This is a genomic window from Streptomyces sp. AHU1 (genome assembly GCF_045343905.1).
Taxonomy (GTDB): Bacteria; Actinomycetota; Actinomycetes; order Streptomycetales; family Streptomycetaceae; genus Streptomyces; species Streptomyces triticiradicis.
On the sequence record NZ_CP174283.1, the window covers coordinates 2,600,308 to 2,613,554 of the forward strand.

General features: G+C 73.8%; 14 protein-coding genes. 5 read left to right on the forward strand and 9 right to left on the reverse strand.

The annotated features are described in order from the left end of the window. Positions 1 to 6 precede the first annotated feature (6 nt). The 5 genes from ACICHK_RS11845 to ACICHK_RS11865 are packed head-to-tail and all read left to right on the forward strand — an operon-like array spanning position 7 to position 5,453. Positions 7 to 1,176 carry an ADP-ribosylglycohydrolase family protein gene (locus ACICHK_RS11845; protein ID WP_406836865.1) on the forward strand — a complete coding sequence of 390 codons (1,170 nt, stop codon included), beginning with the start codon at positions 7 to 9 and terminating at the stop codon, positions 1,174 to 1,176. Continuing rightward, positions 1,164 to 2,528 (forward strand): ADP-ribosylglycohydrolase family protein, encoded by a 1,365-nt coding sequence (locus ACICHK_RS11850; RefSeq protein ID WP_406836866.1) that lies wholly within the window; start codon positions 1,164 to 1,166, stop codon positions 2,526 to 2,528. Before ACICHK_RS11845 ends, ACICHK_RS11850 begins: the two co-directional genes overlap by 13 nt. Continuing rightward, positions 2,525 to 3,418, forward strand: coding sequence for a ribokinase (gene rbsK / locus ACICHK_RS11855; protein ID WP_151469783.1), 894 nt, complete (start codon positions 2,525 to 2,527; stop codon positions 3,416 to 3,418). Before ACICHK_RS11850 ends, rbsK begins: the two co-directional genes overlap by 4 nt. After that, positions 3,415 to 4,617, forward strand: coding sequence for a CaiB/BaiF CoA transferase family protein (locus ACICHK_RS11860; protein ID WP_406836867.1), 1,203 nt, complete (start codon positions 3,415 to 3,417; stop codon positions 4,615 to 4,617). The genes rbsK and ACICHK_RS11860 overlap by 4 nt, the downstream gene beginning before the upstream one ends. Continuing rightward, complete coding sequence (locus ACICHK_RS11865; protein ID WP_151469781.1) at positions 4,614 to 5,453, forward strand: CoA ester lyase; 840 nt, start codon at positions 4,614 to 4,616, stop codon at positions 5,451 to 5,453. The genes ACICHK_RS11860 and ACICHK_RS11865 overlap by 4 nt, the downstream gene beginning before the upstream one ends. 72 nt (positions 5,454 to 5,525) lie before the next feature. Here the strand turns inward: ACICHK_RS11865 and lgt are convergent, their stop codons facing one another. The 9 genes from lgt to ACICHK_RS11910 form a co-directional block, all read right to left on the reverse strand. Then, positions 5,526 to 6,668: a prolipoprotein diacylglyceryl transferase gene (lgt, locus tag ACICHK_RS11870; protein WP_406836868.1), complete on the reverse strand. Its 1,143-nt coding sequence runs from the start codon at positions 6,666 to 6,668 to the stop codon at positions 5,526 to 5,528. Positions 6,669 to 6,786: 118 nt separating this feature from the next. Then, entirely contained in the window at positions 6,787 to 7,563 is a 777-nt protein-coding gene (locus tag ACICHK_RS11875; RefSeq protein ID WP_406836869.1) for a DsbA family protein, read from the reverse strand. A 103-nt stretch (positions 7,564 to 7,666) separates the two neighbouring features. Next, entirely contained in the window at positions 7,667 to 8,482 is an 816-nt protein-coding gene (trpA, locus tag ACICHK_RS11880; protein WP_151469778.1) for a tryptophan synthase subunit alpha, read from the reverse strand. Further along, positions 8,479 to 9,771, reverse strand: coding sequence for a tryptophan synthase subunit beta (gene trpB, locus ACICHK_RS11885; RefSeq protein WP_151469777.1), 1,293 nt, complete (start codon positions 9,769 to 9,771; stop codon positions 8,479 to 8,481). Before trpB ends, trpA begins: the two co-directional genes overlap by 4 nt. Before the next feature lie 182 nt (positions 9,772 to 9,953). Beyond that, a complete protein-coding gene (gene trpM / locus ACICHK_RS11890) occupies positions 9,954 to 10,373 on the reverse strand; it encodes a tryptophan biosynthesis modulator TrpM (RefSeq protein ID WP_406836870.1) in 420 nt (139 codons plus the stop codon). Between the two features lie 7 nt (positions 10,374 to 10,380). Continuing rightward, positions 10,381 to 11,190 (reverse strand): indole-3-glycerol phosphate synthase TrpC, encoded by an 810-nt coding sequence (gene trpC / locus ACICHK_RS11895; protein WP_151469776.1) that lies wholly within the window; start codon positions 11,188 to 11,190, stop codon positions 10,381 to 10,383. A gap of 166 nt (positions 11,191 to 11,356) precedes the next feature. Further along, positions 11,357 to 11,806 carry a DUF2752 domain-containing protein gene (locus tag ACICHK_RS11900; protein ID WP_406836871.1) on the reverse strand — a complete coding sequence of 150 codons (450 nt, stop codon included), beginning with the start codon at positions 11,804 to 11,806 and terminating at the stop codon, positions 11,357 to 11,359. 93 nt (positions 11,807 to 11,899) lie between these two features. Then, positions 11,900 to 12,148, reverse strand: a complete 249-nt coding sequence (locus ACICHK_RS11905; protein ID WP_406836872.1) for an HGxxPAAW family protein — start codon at positions 12,146 to 12,148, stop codon at positions 11,900 to 11,902. A gap of 390 nt (positions 12,149 to 12,538) precedes the next feature. After that, the gene (locus tag ACICHK_RS11910) at positions 12,539 to 13,192 is read right to left on the reverse strand and encodes a TIGR02234 family membrane protein (protein ID WP_406836873.1); all 654 of its coding nucleotides are present in this window, start codon (positions 13,190 to 13,192) and stop codon (positions 12,539 to 12,541) included. Positions 13,193 to 13,247 lie beyond the last annotated feature (55 nt).

Sequence of the window (13,247 nt, forward strand, 5' to 3'; positions counted from 1 at the left end):
TCGGGCATGACGCCCAAAGGAGAAGGAACGGGAACCCTCGACGAACGGATCACCGGAGCCCTCGTCGGAGCCGCCGTCGGCGACGCCCTCGGCGGCCCCGTCGAGGGGTACTCCCCCGAGCAGATCACCGAACGCCACGGCGGACGCGTGCACGGCGTCGTCGGCCCCTGGAACGGCGCCGACTGGCCCACCGCCCGCCTCGTCGCCCCGTACCACAAGGGCGACGGACACGTCACCGACGACACCCTCATGACCCACGCGCTGGTACGGGTGTACGCGACCGTCCGCGACCACCTCGACGCCTACGCGGTCGCCGAGCACCTCGTCCCCGACCTGATGACGACCCCCCGCTGGATCCCGGAACTGGAGGCCGAGGCCCTCCCCCTCCAGCGGATCTTCCTCGCCGAGAAGTGGCTGGTCACCCGCCTCCACTACGGCCACGTGGACCCCCGGGAGGCCGGCAGCGGCAACATCGTCAACTGCGGTGCCGCGATGTACATGGCCCCGGTCGGCCTCGTCAACGCGGCGAACCCGGCGGGCGCGTACGCCGAGGCGCTCGACGTCGCGGGCGCCCACCAGTCCTCGTACGGGCGCGAGGCCGCGGGTGTCTTCGCGGCGGCCGTGGCGGCGGCCTGCACCCCCGGCGCGACCCCCGCCTCGGTCGTCGCCGCGTGCCTGTCCCTGGCCAAGGACGGCACCCGCGCCGCCGTCGAGGCGGTCTGCGAAGTCGCCGCGCGGCACACGGACTTCGAGTCGGCGCTCGCCCCGCTGCGCCGGGCGGTGGCCCCCTTCGACACGGTCGGCCCCGACTACCGCTCCCCCTCCCTCGGCGCCCGGCGCCCCTCACGGCTCCACTCCATCGAGGAACTCCCCGTCGCGCTGGGCATGTTGCTGGTGTCCGGCGGCGACTTCCGGCACGCGGTCCTCGGTTCGGTCAACTACGGCCGTGACTGCGACTCCATCGCCACCATGGCCGGAGCCCTCGCGGGCGCGCTGGGCTCCGAGGTCCCGCACGACTGGGCCAAGACCGTGGCCGAGTCCAGCCGCCTCGACCTGGACGCCCCGGCGCGTACGCTGGCCGAAGTGACCCGGGAGATCTTCGACCGTGACGTCCGCCGCCGCCGGGCCCACGAGGCGGCGTACGCCGCGCTGACGGGAGCGCCGTGCTCCGGCTGACCTGGGTCCAGCCCGAGGACCTCCTCGGCCACGAGCTCCACCAGGCCGTGCAGGACGGCCGGGACCCGTCCCGCGTCGCCGCCCGCTGGTACGCGGCGGGCGGCGGGACCGCCCCGCCGCGCGCGGGCGCGTCGGCGACGGCAGCCCCGCCGTCGCTGCGCCGGCTGGCGTCCGCGCTCCTCGACGAACTCGCCGCCCTGCCCCGCGGGACGGAGGACGACGAACCGACGGACCTGGCGCCGATCAAGGCCCGGTGCCCCGACTGGCCGCCCCCGCGGAACGCGCCCGTGCCCGCTCCCGGCCCGGCCCGTCTGGAAGCGGCCTGGCTCGGGCGGGCCGTGGGCTGTCTGCTCGGCAAACCCGTGGAGAAGCTCCCCCTCGAAGCGATCCGGGCCCTCGCGCGGGCCTCCGGCAACTGGCCCCTGCGCACCTGGTTCACCGCGCGGGGCGTCCCCCGGGACCTGCTGGACGCCCACCCCTGGAACCGGCGCTCCGCCGCCACCTCCCTGGCCGAGAACATCGACGGCATGCCGGAGGACGACGACCTCAACTACCCGCTCCTGAACCTGCTGCTGCTCCAGCGGTACGGCCGGGACTTCACCACCGCGGACGTGGCCCGCCTCTGGCTCGACGAACTCCCCGCCGGCCGCACCTTCACCGCGGAACGCGTCGCCTACCGCAACCTCCTCGACGGCGTCGAGCCCCCGGACACCGCCCGCCGACGCAACCCGTTCCGCGAGTGGATCGGCGCCCTCATCCGCGCGGACGTGCACGGCTGGACCAACCCGGGCGACCCGGCCCGGGCCGCGGAACAGGCGTACCGCGACGCCGCCCTCACCCACACGGCCAACGGTGTCTACGCGGCGATGTTCACGGCCGCCGCCATCGCCGGGGCGGCCGGCCCTGCCACCGACGTCCACGCCTGCCTGCGCACCGGACTGAGGGTCGTCCCGCCCGGCTCCCGGCTGGCCCGGGCGGTCCGCCACGCCGTCCACCTGGCCCGTACGACACCGGACTTCGACACGGTCGTCGACGAACTGCACGCCGTCCACCGCGGCTGCCACTGGGTCCACGCCGTCCCCAACACCGCGCTGATCGCCGCCGCCCTCACCCACGCGGACGGCGACTTCGGCGGCTCCGTCTGCCGGGCGGTGTCCGGCGGTCTGGACACCGACTCGAACGGCGCGACGGCCGGAAGCATCGCCGGCCTGCTCACGGGCGACCCCGCCGCCCTGCCCGACCGCTTCACGGACCCCCTCAAGAACCGGCTCGCCACCTCCGTCGCCGCCTTCGACGGCATCGGCTTCGACGCCCTCGCCCACCTCACACACCGGGAGACCGTTCGCCCATGACCCACATCGCCGTGCTCGGCAGCACGAACATGGACCTCGTCGCGTATGTCGCCAAGGCCCCGCAGCGCGGAGAGACCGTGACGGGACGGGAGTTCCGCACGGTCCCCGGCGGCAAGGGCGCGAACCAGGCGGTGGCCGCCGCCCACGCGGGCGCCGACGTCTCCCTGATCGGCGCGGTGGGCGCCGACTCCTTCGGCAGCCAGCTCCGTTCCACGCTGGAGCACTTCGGCGTGAACACCGACCACCTGCGCACCACCGAGGGGCCGTCCGGCACCGCCCACATCGTGGTGGACGACGAGGGCGGCAACGCGATCGTCGTCATCCCCGGCGCCAACGGCACCGTCACCTCCCTGGCCCCCGGCGACGAGGGACTCATCGCCAGCGCCGACGCGCTCCTCCTGCAGCTCGAGATCCCGCTGGAGGCCGTGCTCGCCGGCGCGGAGGCCGCCCGCAGACACGGCGTCCGGACGATCCTGACCCCGGCCCCCGCGCAGTTCCTGTCGTCCCAGCTGCTGTCCGCCGTCGACCTGCTGGTGCCCAACCAGCACGAGGCCGCCGCGCTCACCGGCTTCACCGACCCGCGCGGAGCCGCCGCCGCGCTGCTCGAACAGGTCCCGGAGGTCGTCGTCACCCTGGGCGCCGAGGGCAGCCTGTACGCGGCCCGGGGCGCCGACCCCATCACGGTGCCCGCGCCCAAGGTGACCGCCGTCGACTCCACCGCGGCGGGCGACACCTTCGTCGGCACCCTGGCGGTGGCGCTCGCCGAGGGCCGGGAGATGTCGGAGGCCATGGTGTGGGCCTCGGCGGCCGCCTCGGTGTCGGTGCAGCGGCACGGGGCGACGTCCTCGATGCCGTACCGCTCCGAGATCGACACCCAGGCCGGCGCATGAGCGGGCCCGGCGGGAGCGGCCCCCTCGACGGGCTGCGCGTCCTCGACCTCGCGACCCTGTTCGCCGGGCCGCTCGCCGCCACCATGCTCGGCGACTTCGGCGCGGAGGTCGTCAAGGTCGAACACCCCTCCCAGCCGGACCCGTCCCGGGGGCACGGCCCCTCGAAGGACGGCGTCGGCCTGTGGTGGAAGCTCCTCGGCCGCAACAAGCGCACGATCACGCTGAACCTGTCCAGGCCCGGCGGCCGCGAGACCCTGCTCCGGCTCGCCGCGGACGCCGACGTGATCATCGAGAACTTCCGTCCGGGCACCCTGGAGAAGTGGGACCTGGGCTGGGCCGAGCTGTCCGCGGCCAACCCCCGGCTGATCCTCGCCCGGGTCACCGCCTTCGGCCAGTTCGGCCCGTACGCGCACCGCCCCGGCTTCGGCACGCTCGCGGAGGCGATGAGCGGCTTCGCCGCGGTCACCGGCGAACCCGATGCGCCGCCGACCCTCCCGCCGTTCGGCCTGGCCGACTCGATCGCGGGCCTCACGACCGCGTACGCCGTGATGACCGCGCTGCGGGCACGCGAGCGCACCGGCGAGGGCCAGGTGGTCGACATGGCGATCATCGAACCGATCCTGACCGTCCTCGGCCCGCAGCCGATCTGGTACGACCAGCTCGGCCATGTCCAGCCGCGCACCGGCAACCGCTCGGCGAACAACGCGCCCCGCAACACCTACCGCACGGCGGACGGCTCCTGGGTCGCGGTCTCGACGTCGGCGCAGTCGATCGCCGAGCGGGTGATGCGGCTGGTCGGCCGCCCCGACGTGATCGACGAGCCGTGGTTCGCGACCGGCGCGGACCGGGCGCGCCACGCGGACGTCCTGGACGGGGCGGTCGGCGCGTGGATCGCCGGGCGCACCCGGGAGGAGGTCCTCGCCGCCTTCGAGAAGGCGGAGGCGGCGATCGCGCCCGTCCAGGACGTCCGGGACATCATGAGCGACCCGCAGTACCAGGCCCTGGACACGCTCACCCGCGTCGAGGACCCCGAGCTGGGGCCGCTGCGCATGCAGAACGTCCTCTTCCGGCTCTCCGCCACACCCGGCGCGATCCACTGGGCGGGCCGCCCGCACGGCGCGGACACCGACGCCGTGCTCGGCGAACTCGGCCTGACGCCGGACGACATCGGGGAACTGAGGGCGGAGGGGGCGCTGTGACCTCCGACCTCCTGCCCCTGACCTGGCTGTACGTGCCGGGGGACCGTCCCGAGGTGGTGGCCAAGGCCCTGGTCTCCGGCGCGGACGTCGTCCTCGTCGACCTGGAGGACGCGGTCGCGCCGCACCGCAAGGAGTACGCCCGCTCCGCCACCGCGGACCTGCTCGCCGAGGCGCCGCCCGTCCCGGTGCACGTCCGGGTCAACGCCCTCGACGGCCCCTTCTGCGACGCCGACCTGAAGACGCTCTCCCCGCTGCGCGGACTGTCCGGTCTGCGGCTGCCGAAGGTGACCTCGCGCCACGACGTCGTGCGGGTGGCGGAAAGCGCGACCCCCGCGGAGGGCGGCACGATCCCGCTCTACGCCCTGCTGGAGTCGGCCCTCGGCATCGAGCGGGCGTACTCCATCGCCTCGGCCCATCGCGCGCTGTGCGGCATCTCGCTCGGCGAGAGCGATCTGAGGGCCGATCTCGGCGTACGCGACGAGACGGGCCTCGACTGGTCCCGGGCCCGCCTGGTCGTGGCCGCCCGGGCCGCGGGCCTGCCCCCGCCGGCCCAGTCGGTCTACCCCGACATCCGCGACGTGGAGGGCCTGGCCTCGTCCTGTGCGCGCGGCCGCGCCCTCGGCTTCCTCGGGCGTGCGGCGATCCACCCCCGCCAGCTCCCCATCATCGAGCGGGCCTACCTCCCCACCCCGGCCGAGGTCGACTCCGCCGAGGCCGTGATCCGGGCGGCCGCCGGAGATCCCGGCGCACAGGCCCTCCCGGACGGCCGTTTCGTCGACGCCGCGGTGGTCACGGGCGCCCGCCGCACCCTCGCCCTCGCCCGGCGCCTGGCCTGAGACCACGGGCGCGTACGCACGAAGGGGCGCCGCGTCCCGGACGCGGCGCCCCTTCGTGCGTACGGCGACGGCTCAGCTCTTCTTGGCCGACCCGGCCTCGTCCCGCGCCACGGACTCCGTCTCGGGCTCGGTCTTCTTCCCGGACTCCGTCACGGAAGCGGACGCGGTGGTCTCCGAGGACTTCGCGGACTCGGGCTTCGCGGACTCGGTGGCGGTCTCCTTGCCGAGGTCGACGGACTCGCCGTCGGTACCGGCCTCACCCGCGTCCTCGCCCGTGCCGCCCTCGGTCTTGCCCTCGGTCTTGCCCTCGGTCTTGCCCTCGGACGTGCCTTCGGTCTTGCCCTCGGACGTGTCGTCGCTCTTGTCGTCGGCCGCGTCCTCGGCCGACGCGTCCTCGGCGGCACCCGGCTCCACGATCTCCTCGCGGCCCGGACGCGTCCGGGCCGAGATCACGATGTAGAGCACCGCGAGGAGGAAGACCACCAGCGCGGTCCAGTCGTTCAGACGCAGGCCCAGGATGTGGTGGGCGTCGTCGACGCGCATGTACTCGATCCAGCCCCGGCCGACGCAGTAGGCGGCGACGTACAGGGCGAAGGCGCGACCGTGGCCGAGCTTGAAGCGGCGGTCGGCCCAGATGACCAGGAATCCGACGCCGACGCACCACAGGGACTCGTACAGGAAGGTCGGGTGGTAGTAACCGGGGACGCGTCCGTCCGTGGAGGACGTGATGTGCAGCGCCCACGGAAGGTCCGTGGGCTTGCCGTACAGCTCCTGGTTGAACCAGTTGCCCCAGCGTCCGCAGGCCTGCGCGAAGGCGATGCCGGGTGCCACGGCGTCGGCCCAGGCGGGCAGCGGGATGCCGCGGCGGCGGCAGCCGATCCAGGCGCCCAGCGCACCGAGGGCGATGGCGCCCCAGATGCCGAGCCCGCCCTGCCAGATCTTGAAGGCGTCCACCCAGTCACGGCCCTCGCTGAAGTACAGCTCGTAGTCCGTGATCACGTGGTAGAGCCGGCCGCCGACGAGACCGAAGGGCACGGCCCAGACCGCGATGTCGGCCACCGTGCCGGCCCGCCCTCCCCGGGCGATCCAGCGCTTGTTGCCGAGCCAGACGGCCAGAAAGACGCCGATGATGATGCAGAACGCGTAAGCACGCAGCGGAATGGGGCCGAGGTGCAGCACACCGTGCGACGGGCTGGGAATGTAGGCAAGTTCCATGGCAGGGTCGACGCTACCGTGCCGGACGCCGCCCATGGCGGGCAGCCCCGCAACAGGTCCATAACGTGCGGCGCCCCCGGCCCGTGGAGGCGGGGGCGCCGGAGCGTGCGGGAGCGGCTCAGCCCTTGTTGGCCTCTTCCACCATCTGCTTGAGCTTGGCGGGGGTCATCGACTGGTCCGCGTAGATGTTCTTGCCGCCCAGGAGCACGGTCGGGGTGCCCGTGAAGTTGCCGGCCTGGAACGCGGCGTGCGACTTCCGGACCCAGCTGTCGTGGGTGCCGTCGTTGACACAGGCGCGGAAGGCCGGGGTGTCCAGGCCCTCCACCTTGCCGGCGAGCTCGATGAGCTTGGCGTTGTCGGCGAAGGCGTCGTCGGTCTCCTTGGGCTGGTTCTCGTACAGCACGTCGTGGTAGTCGCGGAACTTCCCGGCGTCCTGGGCGCACGCCGCGGCGTTGGCGGCCTTGCGGGAACCGCTGCCGCCCATGTTCCCGTCGATCAGCGTGACGAGGTGGTACTCGACCTTCAGCTTCCCGGAGTCGGTCAGTTCGCGGATCGTCGGGCGGTAGGCCGCCTCGAAGGCCTGACAGGCCGGACAGCGGAAGTCCTCCCACACCGTGAGGGTCGACCCGGCGCCTTCCTTGCCGACGGGGATCGCGAGACTGTCCTTGCCGGTGGCGCCCGAGGGCGACACGACCGGGCCCGAGGCGCCGCTCTTCTTGTCCTTGCCCGAGTTGGCGGCCACCACGCCGATCACGGCGGCCAGGCCGAGGACGCAGATCACCGACGCCCCCACGATCAGCGCGCGGCGGCGCTTCTCCGAGGCCTTCTGCTTCTCTCGCTCGACCGCCAGCCGCTCGCGGGCGTTGCGCTTTCCGTCACGGTTCTTCTCGCTCACATCCGGCAGAACGAACCGGGGAGGCGCAGCGCGCCTCCCCGGCCCGAGGTCCACCCGTTCGGGTGAGCGGATCGTCCGTTACGCGCGGATCGGCCCGGTCACGTCATCCGGTGGTGCGCACGCCCTTCGCGAGGTCGGCCGCGAGTTCCCGTACGGCCTCGAGACCGGCCGCCTCGTCCGGCGCGTCCAGCATCCGCTTCACGAACGCCGAGCCGACGATCACTCCGTCGGCGAAGCCGGCCACCTCGGCGGCCTGCTCGGCGTTGGAGACGCCGAGGCCGACGCAGACGGGCAGACCGGTGGTGGCCTTGGTACGTGCCACCAGGTCCTGGGCCTGGTTCCCGACCGACTCCCGGGTTCCGGTGACCCCCATCAGCGAGGCCGCGTACACGAAGCCGCTGCCGGCCGCGGTGATCTCGGCGAGCCGGGCGTCCTTGCTGCTGGGCGCGACGACGAAGACGGTCGCGAGGCCGTGCTTCTCCGCGTGCTCCCTCCACAGCGCCGACTCCTGGACGGGCAGGTCGGGCAGGATGCAGCCCGCGCCGCCCGCCGCGGCGAGCTCGGCGGTGAAGCGCTCGACGCCGTAGCGGTCGATCGGGTTCCAGTACGTCATCACGAGGACGGGCTTGCCGGTGGCCTCGAAGGCCTCCCGGACGGTGCGCATGACGTCCGCGATCCTGACGCCGCCGCGCAGGGCGATGTCGTCGGCGGTCTGGATGACGGGACCGTCGAGGACGGGGTCGCTGTGCGGCAGCCCGACCTCGACGACGTCGGCGCCGCCGTCGAAGACGGCCTTGACCGCCGCGATGCCGCCGTCGACGGTCGGGAAGCCGGCCGGCAGGTACGCGATGAGGGCGGACCGCCCCTCCGCCTTCGCACCCGCGAGGGTGTCGCTCAACAGCTGGATGTTGCCGCTCACTTGACGTCCCCCTCGATCTCGGCGTTCTCGCTGTCGGCGTCCGCGGGCACGACCGCGTCGGCGCCCTCGTCGTAGAGGCCGAAGTAACGGGCGGCCGTGTCCATGTCCTTGTCGCCGCGTCCGGACAGGTTGACGACGATCAGCCCGTCCTTGCCCAGCTCCTTGCCGACCTCCAGGGCCCCGGCGAGCGCGTGGGCGCTCTCGATGGCCGGGATGATGCCCTCGGTGCGGGAGAGCAGCCGCAGGGCCTGCATCGCCGCGTCGTCGGTGACCGCGCGGTACTCGCCCCGGCCGCTGTCCTTGAGGTAGGAGTGCTCCGGCCCGATGCCGGGGTAGTCGAGTCCGGCCGAGATCGAGTAGGGCTCGGTGATCTGGCCCTCCTCGTCCTGGAGGACGTAGGACCGCGACCCGTGCAGGATGCCGGGCTCGCCCGCGGTCAGGGTCGCCGCGTGCTCGCCGGTCTCCACGCCGTGCCCGGCGGGCTCGCAGCCGATCAGGCGGACGCCGTCGTCGGGGATGAAGGCGTGGAAGAGGCCGATGGCGTTGGAGCCGCCGCCGACGCAGGCGATCGCCGCGTCGGGCAGCCGTCCGGCCCGCTCCAGGATCTGCCGGCGGGCCTCCACGCCGATGACGCGGTGGAAGTCGCGGACCATGGCGGGGAAGGGGTGCGGGCCGGCGACGGTGCCGAAGAGGTAGTGGGTGTGGTCGACGTTGGCGACCCAGTCGCGGAACGCCTCGTTGATGGCGTCCTTGAGGGTGCGGGAACCGGACTTCACGGCGATGACCTCGGCGCCGAGCATGCGCATCCGGGCCACGTTCAGCGCCTGGCGCTGGGTGTCGATCTCGCCCATGTAGATGGTGCAGTCGAGGCCGAAGAGCGCGCAGGCGGTGGCGGTGGCGACGCCGTGCTGGCCGGCGCCGGTCTCCGCGATGACGCGGGTCTTGCCCATGCGCCGGGTCAGCAGGGCCTGGCCGAGCACGTTGTTGATCTTGTGCGAGCCGGTGTGGTTGAGGTCCTCGCGCTTGAGGAAGACCCGCGCTCCACCGGCGTGTTCGGCGAAGCGGGGCACCTCGGTGAGGGAGCTCGGGCGTCCGGTGTAGTGGACGAGCAGGTCGTCGAGCTCACGGGCGAACTCGGGGTCCGCCTTCGCCTTGTCGTACTCGACGGCGACCTCGTCCACGGCGGCGACCAGCGCCTCCGGGATGAACTTGCCGCCGAACGCGCCGAAGTAGCCTTCGGCGCTGGGAACTCGACCGTCGGGGTCGGGAATGAAGAACTCGCTGGGCATGCGGATACCTCGCAGGGGCGACAGCCCCGGTTACGGGATCGGACAGGGGTCACGGAAACCGGACGCACCCACGCTCCACCGGCCACCGGCGAGTCCGCCGGTGACACCGCCCGTCCTGCCGCGGATCCGCCCGGTCCCCGCGCGGCGGTGGACCAGGGCGCGGCCCGGTTCACCCGTGCGGGTCACCTGGCCGGGGAGGACGTGAGCGCGCGTACGCGCCCGGGCCATCGCATGCCGTTGACCTGGCCCGGCTCGTCGCCGATGACGTAACGGACCCGGCGCCCGTGCACACGGCGCGCGGGTGCCCGGCAGCCGCGCGGACGGCAGCCGCGGGCGAGGCGGGCGTAGGGGTCACGGGCCGCCGAGGCGACCGGGAGCGCGGCGCCGAAGGGCAGGCCGACGCGTTCGGCGTGCGGATCGCCGGGGAGGTGCCCGGCGGAGGGCGGCGGGTTCCCGCCGTCCGTCCCCGGCACGGGTGATCCGGCCCGCGCCCGCGGGAGCGCGTCGGCCGGGACCGGTGCGTCCGACCCGGCGCGCGCCGGTACGCCGTCGGGGCACGGGCCCGGACGGGGTACGGCGGGGGCGAGGGTCGGGGCGGGCACCGGCGGGTCAGTCCCGTCCGTGCCGCAGGGCCGGGTGGGCGCCCGCCGCCACCAGGTCGGAGACGGCGGTCCTCGGGTCGCGGCCGGTGACGAGGGACTCGCCGACCAGGACCGCGTCGGCACCCGCGTTGGCGTACGCGATGAGGTCGTGCGGGCCGCGGACACCGGACTCGGCGATCTTGACGATGCCGTCGGGGATCTCGGGGGCGACCCGCTCGAAGGTCGAGCGGTCGACCTTGAGCGTCTTCAGGTTGCGCGCGTTGACACCGATGATCTTCGCGCCGGCGTCCACCGCACGCTCGACCTCGTCCTCGTCGTGCACCTCGACCAGCGGCGTGAGCCCGATGGACTCGGCGCGCTCGATGAGGGACTCCAGGGCGGGCTGTTCGAGGGCCGCGACGATGAGCAGCGCCAGGTCGGCGCCGTAGGCGCGGGCCTCCCACAGCTGGTACGACGTGACGATGAAGTCCTTGCGCAGCACCGGGATGTCCACGCGGGCGCGGACGGCCTCCAGGTCGGCGAGCGAACCGCCGAAGCGGCGCTGCTCGGTGAGGACGGAGATGACGGCCGCGCCGCCCGCCTCGTAGTCGGCGGCCAGGGCGGCGGGGTCGGCGATCGCGGCGAGCGCGCCCTTGGAGGGGCTGGACCGCTTGACCTCACAGATGACCTTGACGCCGTCACCGCGCAGGGCGGCCACGCCGTCCTTGGCCGCCGGAGCCTTCGCCGCGCGCTCCTTGAGCTCGTCGAGGCTGACGCGCGCCTGCCGCTCCGCGAGGTCGGCACGGACTCCGTCGATGATCTCGTCGAGCACACTCACGCGAGCGGCCCCCTTCCCTGCGGTGGACGGTTGAAGCGGTCGAGCGGCTGACCCGGGTTCACCGTCTCTGACGGAAAAGTCGGGTCACTGCGATGGTATCCGGAGGAAGGCGTAGCCCTCGCATCCGGTTGACGCCGGTCCCACTACCTGGACGTTTGCCATGTCATCAAGGGTGCAGCCAGCCGCCGGAGGGCAGGTTCCGGACAACGGTGAAGACCAGCGTCAACGCGCCCAGACCCCACAGATGGACCGGTCCGGGATCGAGCCGGGCCGGTCGTCCGCGCACCACGCGGATCACCCAGACGGCCCACAGCACCGCGAAGGCCAGGTAGCCGCCGACGGCGAGCGCGTTGTCCGTGAGCGCCGTGGCGAGGTCCCCGTGCACGAAGGCGTGCGCGCTGCGCAGACCGCCGCAGCCGGGGCAGTACAGGCCGGTGAGGCGGAACAGCGGGCAGACGGGGTAGTGACCGGGCTCGCCGGGGTCGACGGCCCCGACGTACGCGAAGGCCCCGGCGACGGCCGCGAGCAGCCCGCCGGGAACGGCGAGCCGCCGCAGGACGCCCGCGTCCGGCCCGGTTCCCGCAACCCTCGGGTTTTCGGCGTTCACGCGACGCATTCTGCCCCTCGCGCGGGGCGGACGCCCGCCCGCGTACGCGGAAGGCGGCCCCGGCGGGTGTGCCGGGGCCGCCTTCCGTACAGCCTCAGGGGATCAGGCGTCGGCGCCCAGGGCCGCGCGGGCCGCGGCGTTCGCGGGGTGCTCGACGGCCTTCGGCTGGCCGAGGCCCATGCTGCGCATGATCAGGCCCACGACACCGCCGAGGGCGACGACGACCATGCCGGCCCAGAAGCCCAGCGGTTCGGCCTTGACCATGAAGGCGCCCGCGACGCAGAAACCGATGAAGGCGATGATGACACCGGTCCAGGCGGCCGGGGTGTGACCGTGGCTGCTGCCCGCCATGACTTGCTCCTCGTTGCTGTATGCGTGTGTGAGTCGGACGCTCACCGTCCATTGTCCCGTACGCGCGGGTCCGCCGTGATCGCGGGGTCACTCCTCGGGCGCCGGTCCCCCGGGTCACGACGACGGGGGCGGGCACGGGACCTTCGCGCGGGAAGGGCTAGGGCCTGTCTGACAATTCCCGTCGTTGCCCGAAGGGCGGCCCGGCGGCGTCAGGTGCGTGCTCTGGGGGTACCCCCTGCTCGAAGAGCTTGGGGGAGTGCCGGCCCCAGGCCTGCGTACTGGACGTACTCGGGTCTGGGGCCGGTGCGGCGAGTGGGGGTGCCCCCTGCTCGAAGAGCTCGGGGGAGCGTGCATGGCGTCGCCGGGCAGACGGGAATTGTCAGACAGGCCCTAGGTCCCGGCCGGGTCGGGGCCGGTGGGGTCCTCGCCGCGGTCGAGCGCCTTCCAGAGGTCCTCGGGGCGGTCCGGGTCGACCGGCTTGGCCTTGCGGGGCCGGGGCCTGCCGTCCCGCTCGTAGCGGCCGGACATGGCGGGCCACGAACGGCCGTGGCGCAGCGCGAGCAGGCCGGCCAGCAGGATGAGCGCGCCGCCCGCCACGGCCACGTACGGCCACAGGGTGTGGCCGATCCCGGACGCGGTGGCGGCGGTGTTGCCGGAGGCGGCGGCGGCCCGCTCGTCGAGGGCGGAGCCGTCGCTCGCGCCGAGGACGGCGGCGACGGCGATGCCCGCGCCGGAGAGCGAGAGCAGCGCGGAGACCAGGAGGCGGCCGGAGCGGCGGACGGCGAAGACGGCGACGAGCGCGGCGAGGCCGACTATGGCGAGCGCCGCGGGCACACCCGTGACGTCGCTGCCCTTGGCGGTCAGCGGGAAGTCGCCGCCGGCCACGGTCGCGGTCCCCCGCGCCCAGCTCTGCCGGGTGGCGAGCAGGGTGACGGCCGCGCCGAGCGCGCCGCTCAGCAGGGTCACGGCAAGGCTGCGGCGGTGGGACCGGGCGGGTCCCGCGGCTTCGGATCGGGGGTGAGGTACAGCAGTCACAGACCCCACTATCGCCTGAACCCCGGGCGAACCGTCATCCGGGGCCGCGTGACCCTCGTCCTAT

Excerpts from the sequence above, each read along its gene's own strand:
- ACICHK_RS11845 (WP_406836865.1), top strand. The coding sequence starts at position 7 with ATGACGCCCAAAGGAGAAGGAACGGGAACCCTCGACGAACGGATCACC.
- rbsK (WP_151469783.1), top strand. The coding sequence starts at position 2,525 with ATGACCCACATCGCCGTGCTCGGCAGCACGAACATGGACCTCGTCGCG.
- ACICHK_RS11860 (WP_406836867.1), top strand. The coding sequence starts at position 3,415 with ATGAGCGGGCCCGGCGGGAGCGGCCCCCTCGACGGGCTGCGCGTCCTC.
- lgt (WP_406836868.1), bottom strand. The coding sequence starts at position 6,668 with ATGGAACTTGCCTACATTCCCAGCCCGTCGCACGGTGTGCTGCACCTC.
- trpB (WP_151469777.1), bottom strand. The coding sequence starts at position 9,771 with ATGCCCAGCGAGTTCTTCATTCCCGACCCCGACGGTCGAGTTCCCAGC.
- ACICHK_RS11900 (WP_406836871.1), bottom strand. The coding sequence starts at position 11,806 with ATGCGTCGCGTGAACGCCGAAAACCCGAGGGTTGCGGGAACCGGGCCG.
- ACICHK_RS11905 (WP_406836872.1), bottom strand. The coding sequence starts at position 12,148 with ATGGCGGGCAGCAGCCACGGTCACACCCCGGCCGCCTGGACCGGTGTC.